Origin of the sequence: Curtobacterium sp. MCSS17_007 (genome assembly GCF_003234175.2) — a bacterium.
Lineage (GTDB): Bacteria > Actinomycetota > Actinomycetes > Actinomycetales > Microbacteriaceae > Curtobacterium.
Map to the genome: position 1 here is coordinate 518,115 of NZ_CP126257.1, position 13,584 is coordinate 531,698.

General features: G+C 68.0%; 10 protein-coding genes. 8 read left to right on the forward strand and 2 right to left on the reverse strand.

Annotated features, from left to right (window positions below):
* Positions 1 to 263: 263 nt before the first annotated feature.
* From DEJ22_RS02510 to DEJ22_RS02535, 6 genes are all read left to right on the forward strand, one after another.
* On the forward strand, positions 264 to 7,124 hold the full coding sequence (locus tag DEJ22_RS02510) for a PA14 domain-containing protein (protein WP_146241718.1): 6,861 nt from the start codon (positions 264 to 266) through the stop codon (positions 7,122 to 7,124).
* On the forward strand, positions 7,121 to 7,621 hold the full coding sequence (locus DEJ22_RS02515) for a hypothetical protein (protein ID WP_146241717.1): 501 nt from the start codon (positions 7,121 to 7,123) through the stop codon (positions 7,619 to 7,621). The genes DEJ22_RS02510 and DEJ22_RS02515 overlap by 4 nt, the downstream gene beginning before the upstream one ends.
* A gap of 806 nt (positions 7,622 to 8,427) precedes the next feature.
* A complete protein-coding gene (locus DEJ22_RS02520; protein WP_111226726.1) occupies positions 8,428 to 8,799 on the forward strand; it encodes a hypothetical protein in 372 nt (123 codons plus the stop codon).
* Positions 8,800 to 8,844: 45 nt separating this feature from the next.
* On the forward strand, positions 8,845 to 9,039 hold the full coding sequence (locus tag DEJ22_RS02525) for a hypothetical protein (RefSeq protein WP_111226725.1): 195 nt from the start codon (positions 8,845 to 8,847) through the stop codon (positions 9,037 to 9,039).
* A gap of 562 nt (positions 9,040 to 9,601) precedes the next feature.
* Positions 9,602 to 9,976, forward strand: coding sequence for a hypothetical protein (locus tag DEJ22_RS02530; protein ID WP_146241716.1), 375 nt, complete (start codon positions 9,602 to 9,604; stop codon positions 9,974 to 9,976).
* Positions 9,977 to 10,067: 91 nt separating this feature from the next.
* Positions 10,068 to 10,451 carry a YchJ family protein gene (locus DEJ22_RS02535; protein WP_111226723.1) on the forward strand — a complete coding sequence of 128 codons (384 nt, stop codon included), beginning with the start codon at positions 10,068 to 10,070 and terminating at the stop codon, positions 10,449 to 10,451.
* Positions 10,452 to 10,500: 49 nt separating this feature from the next.
* Here DEJ22_RS02535 and DEJ22_RS02540 read toward each other — a convergent pair whose 3' ends face one another.
* Entirely contained in the window at positions 10,501 to 11,367 is an 867-nt protein-coding gene (locus tag DEJ22_RS02540; RefSeq protein ID WP_111226722.1) for a shikimate dehydrogenase family protein, read from the reverse strand.
* A 58-nt stretch (positions 11,368 to 11,425) separates the two neighbouring features.
* Between DEJ22_RS02540 and DEJ22_RS02545 the strand changes: the two genes are divergently transcribed.
* Positions 11,426 to 12,442, forward strand: a complete 1,017-nt coding sequence (locus tag DEJ22_RS02545; RefSeq protein ID WP_258379587.1) for an iron-siderophore ABC transporter substrate-binding protein — start codon at positions 11,426 to 11,428, stop codon at positions 12,440 to 12,442.
* Between the two features lie 292 nt (positions 12,443 to 12,734).
* Here the strand turns inward: DEJ22_RS02545 and DEJ22_RS02550 are convergent, their stop codons facing one another.
* The gene (locus DEJ22_RS02550) at positions 12,735 to 13,142 is read right to left on the reverse strand and encodes a DUF1304 domain-containing protein (RefSeq protein ID WP_181429153.1); all 408 of its coding nucleotides are present in this window, start codon (positions 13,140 to 13,142) and stop codon (positions 12,735 to 12,737) included.
* A gap of 111 nt (positions 13,143 to 13,253) precedes the next feature.
* On the opposite strand from DEJ22_RS02550, the gene DEJ22_RS02555 reads away from it, so the two are divergent.
* A complete protein-coding gene (locus tag DEJ22_RS02555; RefSeq protein ID WP_111226720.1) occupies positions 13,254 to 13,577 on the forward strand; it encodes a chorismate mutase in 324 nt (107 codons plus the stop codon).
* The last annotated feature ends 7 nt before the right edge of the window (positions 13,578 to 13,584 follow it).

The window sequence follows — 13,584 nt, forward strand, 5'->3', positions numbered from 1 at the left end:
GGCCGCTGTGTACCTCACCTGAAAGCAGTCTCAGTCTGATGCTGTACCCCGAAAAAGGTTCCAGCACGGTACGGCCCCGGTCTGCCCCTCTTGTCCACATGGCGCGGCGGGTCGGACATGTACCCCCGGGTCCCGGCGGCCCCGAACGGGGGGCAGAATCGATGGATCAGCTGGACGTGCCTGACCCTACATTCAGTCTTCGTGCTCTCCAGGGAGAGCGAAGCGCGTCCGGGCTCATCCCGTGGAAGCAGTAGGGGAGTCCCATGTCGGGGCGTACGTCACGAGCCGGTGTGCTCGCAGGGATCATCACGTCGGTGGCGCTGGTGGCGGAGTTGCTGGTGGTCGTGCCGGCGCAGGCCGCGGAGGTCGAGGACCGTCCGGTGACCTCGCTCCCGGCGGTGGTGTCGGACGCGGTGCCGGCTGCCACTCCGACCGTCCCGGATGGGACGACGGACGCCCCGGCGATCTCGTTCGAGCAGGCGCCGAAGCTCGCCACTGAGGACCGCACCGCGGCACTGCGGGACGAGGACATCCAGCCCGAGTCGCCGGAGTCGCCGTTCGACCCGGACACGTCGAAGCTCGTCGGACGGTCGACGTTCAAGGACACCTACGAGAACACCGACGGTTCGAAGACCGCGGTCATCTCGCAGGTGCCGCAGAACATCAAGGACGACCAGGGCAAGTGGGTCCCGGTGAACACCGACGTCGACGTGACCTCGGCCGGGACCGGCGTGGTCGACGACCACCCGTTGGACCCGGTGTTCGCGGACGACGCGTCGGGCACGGACGTGCTGACGATGCGCCACGACGGGTACACGCTCGCGTACTCCCTCGACGGCGCGGCCGACAGCCCGCTGTCGCACACGAACAAGGGTGGCGCCGGGGACGAGGTCACCTACCGTGACGTGTTCCCGGACACGGACCTGCACTACACGGTGACGAACGGGACCGTGAAGGAGGAGCTCGTCCTGGCGAAGCTGCCGACGAAGGCGCGGGACTCGTGGACGTGGCACGTCCGCGGCAAGGGGCTCGCGGCGACGAGTGAAGACGACGGAGCGATCGTGTTCCGATCGGAGACCGGCAAGGTCGAGTTCGCCGTCCCGCAGCCGCAGATGTGGGACTCCTCCGGTATCAAGGGTGTGCAGGAGCCCGCGCAGACGGCCGTGCACACCGAGCTCGCGGCCGACGGTGACGGGTGGACGATCACGATGTCGCCCGACCGGGCCTGGCTGAGCGATCCCGCGCGGGAGTACCCGGTGCACGTGGACCCGACGTCGGCGGTGTCGTGGTCGAACGACCAGCACGCGTACAAGTCCGACGGCGCGTCGATCACCGACGGTGTCATCCGGATCGGGAACGCCCGTGACGGCGGGGACAAGTACTGGCGAACCGTCGCGCACTTCAACTACGAGCAGGTCTTCGGCAAGCAGGTGATCGACGCGCGCGTCGACGGCTACCTGCACGACGCCGGGACGACGACGTCGTACGCGGGCTCGGTCAGCCAGGCGACGAGCTTCGGCTACGGCGGTGTCGGGCAGCAGATGAGCGTCTGGCCGATCAGCGACGCCGGTTCTGCAGGCGACAGCGGGGTCGCGGACTCGATCGCCTCGTGGGTCCGCTCGCAGACCAAGGGCGTGTACTTCATGCTCCGAGGTCAGGAGACCCCGGGCCTGTACACGTACAAGACCGTCGATGCGGCACTGATCGTGTCGTACAAGGACTTCCCCAAAGCAGGCGGGGCGGTGTCGCCGTCCCCTGCCAACGGTGCCCGCGGGCCGCTCGCCCCGAAGCTCGCGATCTCGGGGACCGACCCCGAAGGCACTGGTCTCGACTACGCGTACCACGTCAGCACCAACAGCAACCCCGACGTCGGCACGGTGTGGGACTCGGGCTGGGGTGGGCAGACCGTCCAGGTTCCGTGGGGGACGTTGAAGCCCGGGACGAAGTACTACTGGAAGGGCTTCATCCGCGACGGCTACAACGGCGTGCACGGCACGTCCACGAAGTCGGAATCGTCGGTGTTCTCCTTCACCACGAACAACGCTGCGGTGTCCAGCCAGGCTGGATCCTCGCCGACCGACGACGCCGTCTCGACGACCCTCACACCCCAGCTCACGGTCCCGGCGATCTCGGACGCCGACGGAGATCCGTTGAAGGTGAACTTCACGGTCGCCACGGGGTCGGATGCGAGCTCGGGGACCGTGGTGTCCTCCGGGTGGTTCACCCCGACGGCCGGTCAGCCGATCAGCTGGCAGGTCCCGGCGAACAGCCTGCACGACGGTGGCGCGTACTCGTGGACCGTCCGCACGGACGACACCTACGACAAACCGCCGGTGAACTGGGTGAGCAGCTTCACCGTGAACCAGCGCATCGGCGAGGCAGGCCCCGCCCCGACGGACACCGCGGGTCCCGTGACGGTGAACCTCGCCAACGGCAACGTCGGCATGCGGTTCTCGTCCCCGACGGTGTCGACCCTCGGCGGTGCGATGGGCATGGCGTTCAGCTACAACTCGCAGCAGGCCTCGTTCGGCGGGCTGACCGGGTCGTACTTCGACGACACCCCCGCGTCCGGCGCGGCACCGGACTACTCGTTCACGGGCAAGTCGCCCGTTCTGGTGCGGACCGACCCGTCCCCGACGTTCAACTGGGGGCAGGGCTCCCCAGCCCCGTCCGTCCCGAAGGACGACTTCCTGGTCCGGTGGACCGGGTACATGACCGTCCCATCCAAGGACGCCGGCAAGCTCACGTTCTCCGTCGCGCACGACGACGGCGCCCGCCTCTGGGTCAACAACACGAAGATCCTCGACAAGTGGTCCGTCTCGAACGCGGAGGACACGGCTTCCGCGATCACTCTCGGCACGACGGCGGTCCCGTTCCAGCTCGAGTACTTCGACCACACCGGCGGGGCGAGCATCGCGCTGTCGTACACCGGTGCGGACAATCAGAAGAAGCCGGTGCCGTCCGACTGGTTCTCCCGTCAGGTCGAGTCGCTGCCGGCGGGCTGGTCGTCGTCGACGGCGCTCGAGGGCGACGCCGGTGACTGGGCGAGCGTCCGCGTCGCCGACAACACGGTGGTGCTGACCGACACGACCGGAACGGCGCACACCTACACCCGGACCGGCGGTTCGGGCTCGGCGACCGGGTACAAGCCGCCGGCCGGGGAGTACGGCCAGGTCGCGCTCGACCAGTCCGGGCAGGTCACGTTCACCGACGACGACGGCACCGTCACCGTGTTCAACGCCGCAGGCCGTGTCGCCACGGTCACCAGCGCCGGGGACGCGATCAAGCGTGCAACGCCGTTCTCGACCTACCGTGGCGGCACCGGGATGATCGACCGGCTCACGGACCCGCTGTCGAAGAAGAACGACGGCTCCTACGGTCGTCAGATCCGCTTCGCCTACGCCGGTGACAAGGCCACCGACGTCGGACTGAGCGCCGCCGACACGGACTCCGGCGGACTGGCGTGCCCCGTCCCCGCGGGGTTCGGTCCGGTGCCCGCGAACATGCTCTGCCGCATCGTCTACCCCGACCACGTCGCCGGGAAGCAGGACACCACCCAGCTGTTCTACGACGCCAACGGTAACCTCTCCCGGATCCTCGACCCGGGCAACGAGCAGACCGACTTCGGCTACGACGCCGGCAAGCTCACCCTCCTGCGCAACTCGGCGGCCAACGACTGGTTGGCTGCCGACAGCAGCCGTGCCGTCGACGCGAACACCGCGACGACCATCGCCTACGCGGCCACGCCGGCCGACGAAGTGCGGAAGGGTGCACCGGCGCAGCGTGCCGCGTCCGTGACGTTGCCCGCCCCGGACGGGGTGACCAGCGCCTCCCGACCGGCGAAGACCTACACGTACGGAACCGGGACGACCTTCGTCGACGTGCCCGCGCTCGGCCTGCCCAGCGGGACCCATGCGACGACCGTCACCTACGACGCCGCGTGGCGTCAGCTGACCACCGTCAGTCCGTCCGGACTGACGGCGTCACAGAAGTGGGTCGAGCCGGACAAGGTGATCTCCTCCACCGACCCGCAGGGCCGGAAGACGACCACGATCTACAACCAGCAGGACCGCCCGACCGACAGCTACGGCCCCGCGCCGGCGTCGTGCTTCCCGGACGACCAGCAGCCCACCGACGCCTGCCGGCCGACGACCGCGCACACCAGCACCGCGTACGACCAGGATGCCGACGGCAACCCCCTGCGCGGCCTGAACGCGACCTGGTACGACAACGACCGTCTCGCAGGGGCGCCGAAGTCCTACGGCATCGGCGTCGGCAACAGCGACGGCTCGATCAACCAGACGTGGGCCAAGGGCAGCCCGGCAGCCGCCGGCGCCGGGTTCACGACGGACAACTTCTCCGTGCGCCTCACCGGTCTGATCACGATCCCGAACACCAGCGCGTACCCGGCGAAGGCGGACTACACGTTCCTGACCAAGTCCGACGACGGCGCCCAGCTCTGGGTCGACGACGTCCCCCTGATCGATGACTGGGGTCCGCACTCCACCACCGAGACCGCCGCGAACCAGAAGGTCACCCTCTCGCGGGGGCAGTCGGTGAAGGTCCGCCTGCAGTACCGCGAGGTCACCGTGGACGCGGCGCTGGCGCTCGAGTGGAAGATCGCCGACGGTGCGACCGCGATCGTCCCCGGCGCAGTGCTGTCGCCGGACTACGGTCTCGCGACCACGTCGACGACGGACGACCAGGCGCCGACCGGTGTCGCCGGGATCTCGGCCTCGCAGATCAGCTCCTCGACGACCCGGACGGTGTTCGACAAGGCCTGGCTCGGTCTGCCGACGGCGACCAGTGTCGACCCGAACGGGCTCAACCTGAAGGAGACCGCGACCTACGAAGCCCAGAACACTGGCTACCTCCGCCAGCTCACCCGCACCCTGCCGGCGCAGGCGGCTGCCGCGTCGACGAACTCGTACTTCGCGGACGCGGACACGATCAAGTCCGCCTACGGCACCACCGACGGGCAGATCTGTGGCGTGGACGTGTTGACACCGCAGTACGGGCAGCTGAGGTCGACGACGGGCGCGACGCCCGCGACCGGTAACGCGGTCACGACGTCGTACCTCTACGACATCTGGGGTCGCACCGCCGGTACCAAGCAGTCCGGTGACGACGACTGGTCCTGCACCTTCTACGACGCCCGCGGGCGAGCGGTGAAGAGCACGACCTCTGCGTTCAACGGGCAGCCCGGCTCCACCGCGACGACCACGTTCTCGGCCGACGGTCTGACCACCGTGGTGTCCGACGACAGCGTGACCGGCTCGCCGAACGGCTCCAAGATCACGACCGTTTCGAACCTGCTCGGTCAGATCACGAAGTACGTCGACGTGTGGGGGACCACGACGACGACGTCCTACGACCAGGCGGGCCGGGTCACCTCGACGCTGGCGGTGTCGGCGGATGGTGTGCAGCACACGACAGGTCAGTCGTACGACATCGACTCGAAGGTGACGCAGTCCACCGCCGACGGCAAGGTCGTCGCGGTACCCACCTACCAGCAGGGCGAGATCACGTCGGTGGCGTACCCGTCCGGAGACGGCAACGCCGGCAACGGTACCTCGGTGACGGTGACCAAGGACGGTGCCGGTGCGTTGACCGGGTTGACGTGGTCGTTCCCGAACAACCAGCCGCAGGTCACGGACCAGGTGGTCCGGTCCCAGTCCGGTGACGTCCTCAAGGACACCACCGCGCTCGGGGCGACCTCGAACACGTCGACGTACTCCTACGACACAGCCGGGAGGCTCGTGGCTGCGTCGATCCCGCGGCACCAGTTGACGTACGGGTTCGGCACCAGCAGCTGCACCCAGTCGGGTGCGATCGCTGCGGCGGGGAAGAACGGCAATCGGACCTCTTCGTCGGACCAGCTCATGGATGCTTCTGGGAACCCGGTCGGGTCGGCGACGCAGGTCGCGTCCTGCTACGACGCTGCGGACCGGCTGATCGGGACGACGGTGACGAACCCAGCTGCCGGCGCAACGCCGGTGAACCAGTCCCTGACCGGCACGCAGCTGGTCTACGACGCCCACGGGAACACGACGAAGCTGGCCGATGAGACCCTCGTGTACGACGGGCAGGACCGGCACGTGCAGACGACGCTGACGGACGGGTCGAAGGTGTCGTACGTGCGGGACGCGTCGAACCGGATCGTGCAGCGCACCGAGCAGACCCCGGACGGGACGAAGACGGTGACCCGGTACGGGTTCACCGGTGACGGTGACACTCCGGACTTCGTCTACGACGGGGCAAGCAAGCTCACCGAGTGGGATCTGCCACTGCCGGGCGGGGTGACCGCTGAGCTGCGCGGGACGGGCGCGGTGTGGTCGTACCCGAACATTCACGGCGACATCATCGCGACGACCGACGCCGCGGGACAGCTCGCGTCCCAGGTCCTGCCGGTGTACGACCCGTTCGGGCAGGTCATGGACCAGACCACGGGGCTGTTCGGTACGGCGACGGCAAACCAGGCCGGCCCGGACACGCAGCAGGGCAATGCCGACTACGGGTGGCTGGGGCAGCACCAGAAGCTCGGCGAACACCTCGGCTCGATCGCCACCATCGAGATGGGTGCCCGGCAGTACGTCGCAGCGCTCGGACGGTTCCTGCAGGTCGACCCCGTCGAAGGCGGCACCGACAACGCCTACGCCTACGTCAACGACCCCATCAACGATCTCGATTTGACGGGCGAATCTGCCTGGAGCCAGTTCAAGAAGGGGCTTGGTTGGTTCACGCGAAACAAGTACGCGAGCGCCATCGTGAATGCATGTGGTTACGTTCCTGGATGGATCGGCATCGGCTGTAGTGCGCTGCAGACAGCCTCTTACCTCGCCCGCGGACGCAAGTATTACGGGGAAGCAGCCGCTTCAGCCGTCGGCATGCTCGGGGGTGGTGCGATCGGCAAGGCCGCGGGACGCGGCATCCGCTTCGCTACGTCTGGTCGTGTCATCCGGAGCTTCGCCAGAACGACGCACGGCCGCCGTTGGGTCAAGAGGGCGCGCGGAGCTGTAGATTGGGCGGCCAGTAGCGCATTTTCGTATGGATGGAGTAAGGTGCAGCAGCCAAAGAGGTACTCGCCCAGCCATTACAGGCGCCGCTACAATAGGTGGGCATGAGCATCGGCATGCGGACTGTCTTGCGATGGGTCCTCGGAGTCCCGGCGGCTGCCTCGATCACGCTTGGATTGATCGGATTTCCGCTCCCCGCAACCCCGGGACGGGCGGGTCTGGAGCAATCTGAGGTCTTGTGGGAATCGTTCCTGGCGCAGGTTCAGGCCTGGGGTCGTCACGATGGCTGGCGGTTCAGTGGCGCTTCTTGGTTCTGGTTGTCTCTCGCCGCCGCCGGTGTAGGGCTTTACTTCCACTTGATCTCGGAAGAAGAGGACAAGGACCGCGGAGTCTGGCGTGCCAGCCTGGCGTGTGCCCTTCCTGCAGTCGCAATCTTCAGCGTGGGCCTTACGGGGCAATTTCTACTCGGGCTTGACTGGGATAATTACTCGAGTCGTGGCGGGATGAGCTCGGAAATTCTCCTGCTACCTGGCTCTGCCGTTGCTCTCTGGTTCTTCGGAACGGCGTTCAAGTACCGGCGGAACCGACGCCGCAAGCGAACTTGATGTATTCCATCGGGGGTCGGGCGTGAGGCATCGGGATGGCCCTGTGCCTTCACAAGAAACTGAATCACTGACAGCTTCAGACAGTGCCGGCAGTGTGCGCTGTCAGTTCTCGCGGTGGTCGTAACGACAGGGGAGCCAGCAAACAATGAGAAGTGTTCATGACTCTTCGGATCTCGCTCCGCCCGCTGATGCAATCGAACTTCGTTGGTGACTGATGAAGGGATATGACAAGTCGTGAAGTTGAATGATCGGTGGCCGGGGTACTACTTCAGTCTGGCAAATCCTGAGTCTCGGAAGCATGAGGGCTTGCCGGCCCTGCTTCGCCGCGTAGCCGATCGGATTGAAGCTCGTGAGATCACATCCGAGGAAATTCTCGGTGTGACCATCGGGCGGGACAGCGTGCTCGACGACGACTCGTGGACCGCGACCGTTTTCTTTTCTCCCGACTTGGATGGTGATTCCAGGTCCTGAGATTGATCAGCATCCGGCTCCTCGGGCGCGCCTGCCCCACGTCGCGCGATCAAGTTCTCTATTCTTTTTGCTGCCGGCAGTTGGCTACTTCAATTCAGAGGGAAACCTGGTTGAGATCGGCCCAGGAGAATTTGGGCGAGGCGGCGGCTGTGGCGGAAGGAGGTCCAGGAACCGAGCGCGCGCTTCGATTCGCGAGCGGCGATGCAGTGAGACGCAAGAAGTAGTTTCTCAAGAGAAGCTGTTCATCCTAAGTTCTGGTACGAGGCATCGAAGAGGCGCTCGCCATGCGTACGGGAAGAGCCAGATTCGTGACGGATTCAGCGAGGAGTGATGGAATGAGCGACGACAAGCGTCGCCCAGGCACGCTGGCGCCGTACGGCGCGGGACTCCTTGCTTTCCCGTTCGGTTTCACGGTTTTCGCCTCCGGTTCGCTCGCAGACCTCGCCAGCGGCTCGAGCGATGCGGTGATCGATCTCTCGATTGCGCTCGGAGCGCCGCTTGTGCTGGTGGTCTTCGGTCTTTTGACCACCATCCCCCGCCGCCGACGTGAAGCTCGCCTGCGGGGCGCTCACCCCCGGGCCACCCTGGTCAACGTCATCGTGACGCCCGCGGCAAGGCGAGGACTGCGGCTTGAAGACGAGTTGCAGCGCTCGTACACGGCGACGTTCGTCTTCGAACCCGGCAGCGTGAGTCTGTGGAAGAAGTGATTGAAGCCTGTCCCTGTCGCCGCAGTGGCGTCAGGAGGAGCAGCCATGCGTGCCACTTCCATCCGGTACGGGGGCAACCGCGTCGCAGCGCTCGAGTTCGCGCTGCCGGATGCGACGCTCGTGGTCCCGGTGATCAAGAGCGGCGGGCTCTTCAAGGTGACGACCGGGTACGAGTACGTCGAGAAGCTCTGCCCGTCGGCTGCCGAGGGTCTGGCACCGGAGGGGAACTCGCCGTGCTGAGGGGGATCCGGGTCCACGGTCCTGCTACGGGGCTCGTGTCTCTTCTCATCAGCGCGTTCTGGAGTCGTGAGTTCAAGGCTGGGTCGTGGCTGGAAGAAGCGCGGTTCCTGGTTCCGCAGGTCGCGCAGACCGTGATGGAAATCGCCTCGTATCCAAGTAGCTGCCGACTGGCCCACCGCTGCTGGTGCTGGTCGTCGAGATGATCAGGGCTGTCCTGTTCTGGGTTGGCCTGGGGTCGGCCCGGCTGAACCTGCCCTGGTATGGCTGAGCGCTTGGCCGGTTCGCGCCTTCGCGCTGTTGGCGGACGGAACTGGCACACGCAGAACTTCCTGAACGTCGGGGCGGATCCCGGTCCGGAACAGATGCGGCCAGGACGACGCCGTTGCGCTGGTGCGGGACTGCGTCGCATCGCAACAGGGGATCGGACGTGGTGAGTCGGATGCGGCTCACCCGGGTACATGGTTCCCGCAGCGGGCCAGCGTGGGTAGCGGTCTCGCTGGCTGTGGTCTTCGCGCCGGGTATCGCTGCGAGCATCGCCGGATTCGGTCTGCACTGGGAGCAGGTGGCTTTCGCCTCGCCGTTCGTCCTGATGCTCGTCCGTGCTTCGACGATGGGTGTGTTCGTCGGACCGGAGGAGATCTGGATCCGCTCGTGGTGGTGGAACAAGCGGATCCGACTCGAGCGGGTCCGGTGCCTGGAGATCGACGGGTACAGCGGCAGCCTCAACCGTGGGTCACAGAGTCCGCTCGACCCGTTGTACCGGTACTGCCGGATGCTCGTCCTGACGATCGGCGACGGGGAGCGGGAGTACCCCGAGACGATCTGCTCGCGGAAGGTGGCGCGGCGGATCCAGGACGCGGTGCTCGCGGCGCAGCCCGAGATCACGCTGCTGTCCGGCGAGCACGGGAGCCCGCCGGGCAAACGATGTCGCCACTGAGACGGGAGTGTCGACGTCCTGACTCGACGAGCCCCGTGGAGGCCCGACCTCGCGTCCTGGCCGCGCGGTCCGACGCTGCTACCGTGCCCGGGTGGACGACGAACAGCGCTGCCCCTGCCTGAGCGGCAACCCCTACGGCGAGTGCTGTGGGCCCCTGCACGCGGGCGCCGCGGCCCCGACCGCCGAGCGGCTGATGCGCTCCCGGTTCACCGCGTTCGCACTGGGGCTGCCGGAGTACCTGCTGCTCACCTGGCATCCGCGCACTCGTCCGGACGAGCTGACGCTCGACCCGGCGCAGCGTTGGACGCGGCTGGACATCGTGTCGACCCGGTCGGGAGGCCCGTTCGACTCCGCCGGGCAGGTCACCTTCCGTGCGTGGTGGCGCACCGACGACGACCGCGGGACGCTCGAGGAGACCAGCGGGTTCGTCCGCGAGCAGGGGCGCTGGTTCTACCTCGACGGCGTGATCGCCTGACCGCTGGTTCACCGTCGACGGCGTGGTCGCCGCCGCCCATCGACCGACGTCAGGCGGTGATGGTCGCCGGCAGTCCGACCGCGAGCCGCATCGCCCGCCGCACCTCGGCCTCGTCCGGCAGCAGCTCGGTCTCGTCGCCGCTCACGAAGAACCGGATCTGCCCGATCGCCTGCTCGGCCAGCATGTCGAGCCCGTTGAGCACCCGACCCCCGGCAGCCGCCCAGCGTCCCGCAGCCGCGGTCGGCCACGGCTCGTAGGCCACGTCGAACAGCACCGCGTCCGACCCCGACGGCCGGAGCTCGAGCGAGTCCGCAGCACCGCCGGGCAGGGTCGACACGAGGAACCCGTGCGTCGTGCCGGGCAGCGAGTCGATCGGCAGTACCTCGAGCGTCACCCCGAGGCGCACGGCCAGCTCCACGAGCGGCCCGGCCTTCGCGGTGTCGCGGAGGAACAGCCGCACGTCGACGGCCCCGAGCCGCACCGCTGCCGCGAGGGCACTCGCCGCGGTGGCCCCACCACCCACGATGGTGGCCTCGCCCGGCAGGTGCCCGAGCGCCTTGACCGGACGGACGATGCCCTCGACGTCGGTGTTCGCGCCGGCCAGGACGACCCGGTCACCCTCCTGCCGGAACGCGACGGTGTTCGCCACCCCGAGCTCGTCGACGAGCGGGGTCGTGCGGTCGAGCATCGGCAGCACGTCCCGCTTGAGCGGCATGGTCAGGCTGAGCCCGCGCCAGTCGGGACCGAGCCCCGCGACGAACGCATCGAGCCCACCGGAGGCGACCTCGTGCCTCCCGTACGTGAACGGCAGCCCGAGCACGCCGTAGGCCGCCGAGTGCAGCGTGGGGGAGAGCGAGTGCGCGATGGGGGAGCCCAGCACGGCCAGCCGGGTCCGGTCGGGGTCGGTGAACTCCACGTCCGGAGCCTAGCCGCTCGGCGTCCTCGACAGGGGTGCTTAGGGTAGCCTTACCTGTGTGATCCGAACCTCCCCCTCAGCGCGCCGCGTCCGCCGCGTGCTCGCGGCCGCCGGTGCCGTCGTCGCCGCGTCCCTCGTCCTCGCCGGGTGCACCTCCGGCTCCTCGTCGCCCGCCGCCTCCGACGACGCCTCGGGCTCGGGCGGCGCGTTCCCCGTCTCGATCCAGACCGCGCTCGGCACGACCGAGATCCCCTCGCAGCCGAAGCGCGTCGTCGCCCTCGGCTGGGGCGACGCGGAGACCGCGCTCGAGCTCGGCGTGCAGCCCGTCGGCGCGAGCGACTGGCTCGCCTTCGGTGGCGACGGTGTCGGGCCCTGGCTCAAGGACGCGTACACGAAGAAGCCGACGATCATCCAGACGCTCGAGCCCAGCTACGAGCAGATCCTCAAGCTCAAGCCGGACCTGATCCTCGACACGAAGAGCTCGGGCGACAAGGACCGCTACGCCAAGCTCTCCGCCATCGCGCCGACCGTGGCGATCCCGAAGGGCGGCGAGAACTACCTCACCACCACCGAGCAGCAGGTCGACCTGGTGTCGCGTGCGCTCGGCAAGGAGTCCGAGGGCAAGAAGCTCCTGACCGACCTCGACGACGCGTACGCCGCGGCGCGGAAGGCGCACCCGGAGTTCGACGGCAAGACCGCCGTCGTCGGTTCGTACACGGCGGACGGCTTCGGGGCCTACGCCTCGAAGGACAGCCGTTCGACGTTCATGCAGCAGCTCGGCTTCACCATCCCGAAGGCCGTCGACCAGCAGGCCGGCGACGCCTTCTCGGTCAGCCTGTCCCAGGAGAACCTCGACCTGCTCGACGCCGACCTGACGGTCGTCCTGCCGATCTACGTCGACGCGTCGAAGGCCGAGTCCGACCCGCTGTTCCAGAAGGTGCCGTCGGTGCAGGCCGGGCACTCGATCGTCGTCGACGACGCTGACGTGTCGAACGCGTTCTCGCTCGGCACGACCGCCGCGATCGAGTGGGCGCTCGACCGGCTGCCGGACGAGTTCGCGAAGAAGGTCGGCTGACCGACAGCCACAGGGGGAGTACCGGGAGACACCGGGTCGCGAGTCGCGACCCGGCGTCTCCCGTTGCGCGCGTGGGTGCGGTGACCGGCCGTCGGACGGGAGGCGCGGTGCGGGCTGGCACCGCGCCTCCCGTCCGCCGTCTGGTGCCGTTCCGCGCATCGGAGGCGGTTGCGCTCGTAGGAGGCTGTTCCGCGCATTGGAGGCAGGGTGTTCCTGCTTCCCATGCGCAGATCGCCCTCCCATTGCCCACGTGATGGGCTCGAACGCCGCGCGTCCGGACCTGGCGGCGGGTCTACGCGGCGGTGAAGGTGGAGCCGATGAAGGCGAACAGCAGCGCGATGAGGGGGAGCGAGCCCTGCACGAACGCGGAGTTGAGGTACCGGCGGCCGGTGCCGGCGAGGACGACGGCGGCGCCGAGCATGCTCGCGGTCGAGAACACGACGAGGGTCCAGCCGGTCGCGCCGTTGCCCGCGAGCACGAGGACGACGCCGAGGATCGCGCCGATCGCGAGGAACAGGTTGTAGAAGCCCTGGTTGAAGGCGAGGGAGCGGGTGGCCTGCGCCTCCGACTCCGAGGCGATGCCGAAGACACGGCGCACGCGCGGACTCGTCCATGCGACGGACTCGAGGAAGAAGATGTACACGTGCACGAGGCCCGCGAGGACCGCGCAGACGCCCGAGATCACGAGCAGGACAGACATGACCTCCATTCTCGCAGCACCGAAGCAGTGCTCAGGTCCCGCACAGGAACGGTGCCGCCGCACCGCCGTCATCGACTCCCCACGCGGGAGGGCCGCCGGTAGGCTCGCCGCATGAGTGCCGACGAGTCCACACCCGTCCACGCCGACGCTGCGGTCGCCGAGCTCGCGAGCATCCGGCAGAGCATCGACAACATCGACGCCGCCGTGATCCACATGCTCGCCGAGCGCTTCAAGTACACCCAGCGGGTCGGGTACCTCAAGGCCGAGGCGGGCATGCCCGCGGCCGACCCTGGACGTGAGCAGGTGCAGGTGGCGCGCCTCCGGCAGCTCGCCGCCGAGTCACACCTCGACCCGGCCTTCGCGGAGAAGTTCCTGAACTTCATCGTCGCCGAGGTCATCCACCACCACGAGCGCATCGCCGGCGGCGAGCGGTGAGCGGGGC

Coding starts and splice junctions, on each gene's coding strand:
- DEJ22_RS02515 (WP_146241717.1), top strand. CDS start 7,121: ATGAGCATCGGCATGCGGACTGTCTTGCGATGGGTCCTCGGAGTCCCG.
- DEJ22_RS02555 (WP_111226720.1), top strand. CDS start 13,254: ATGAGTGCCGACGAGTCCACACCCGTCCACGCCGACGCTGCGGTCGCC.
- DEJ22_RS02520 (WP_111226726.1), top strand. CDS start 8,428: ATGAGCGACGACAAGCGTCGCCCAGGCACGCTGGCGCCGTACGGCGCG.
- DEJ22_RS02510 (WP_146241718.1), top strand. CDS start 264: ATGTCGGGGCGTACGTCACGAGCCGGTGTGCTCGCAGGGATCATCACG.
- DEJ22_RS02550 (WP_181429153.1), bottom strand. CDS start 13,142: ATGTCTGTCCTGCTCGTGATCTCGGGCGTCTGCGCGGTCCTCGCGGGC.
- DEJ22_RS02525 (WP_111226725.1), top strand. CDS start 8,845: ATGCGTGCCACTTCCATCCGGTACGGGGGCAACCGCGTCGCAGCGCTC.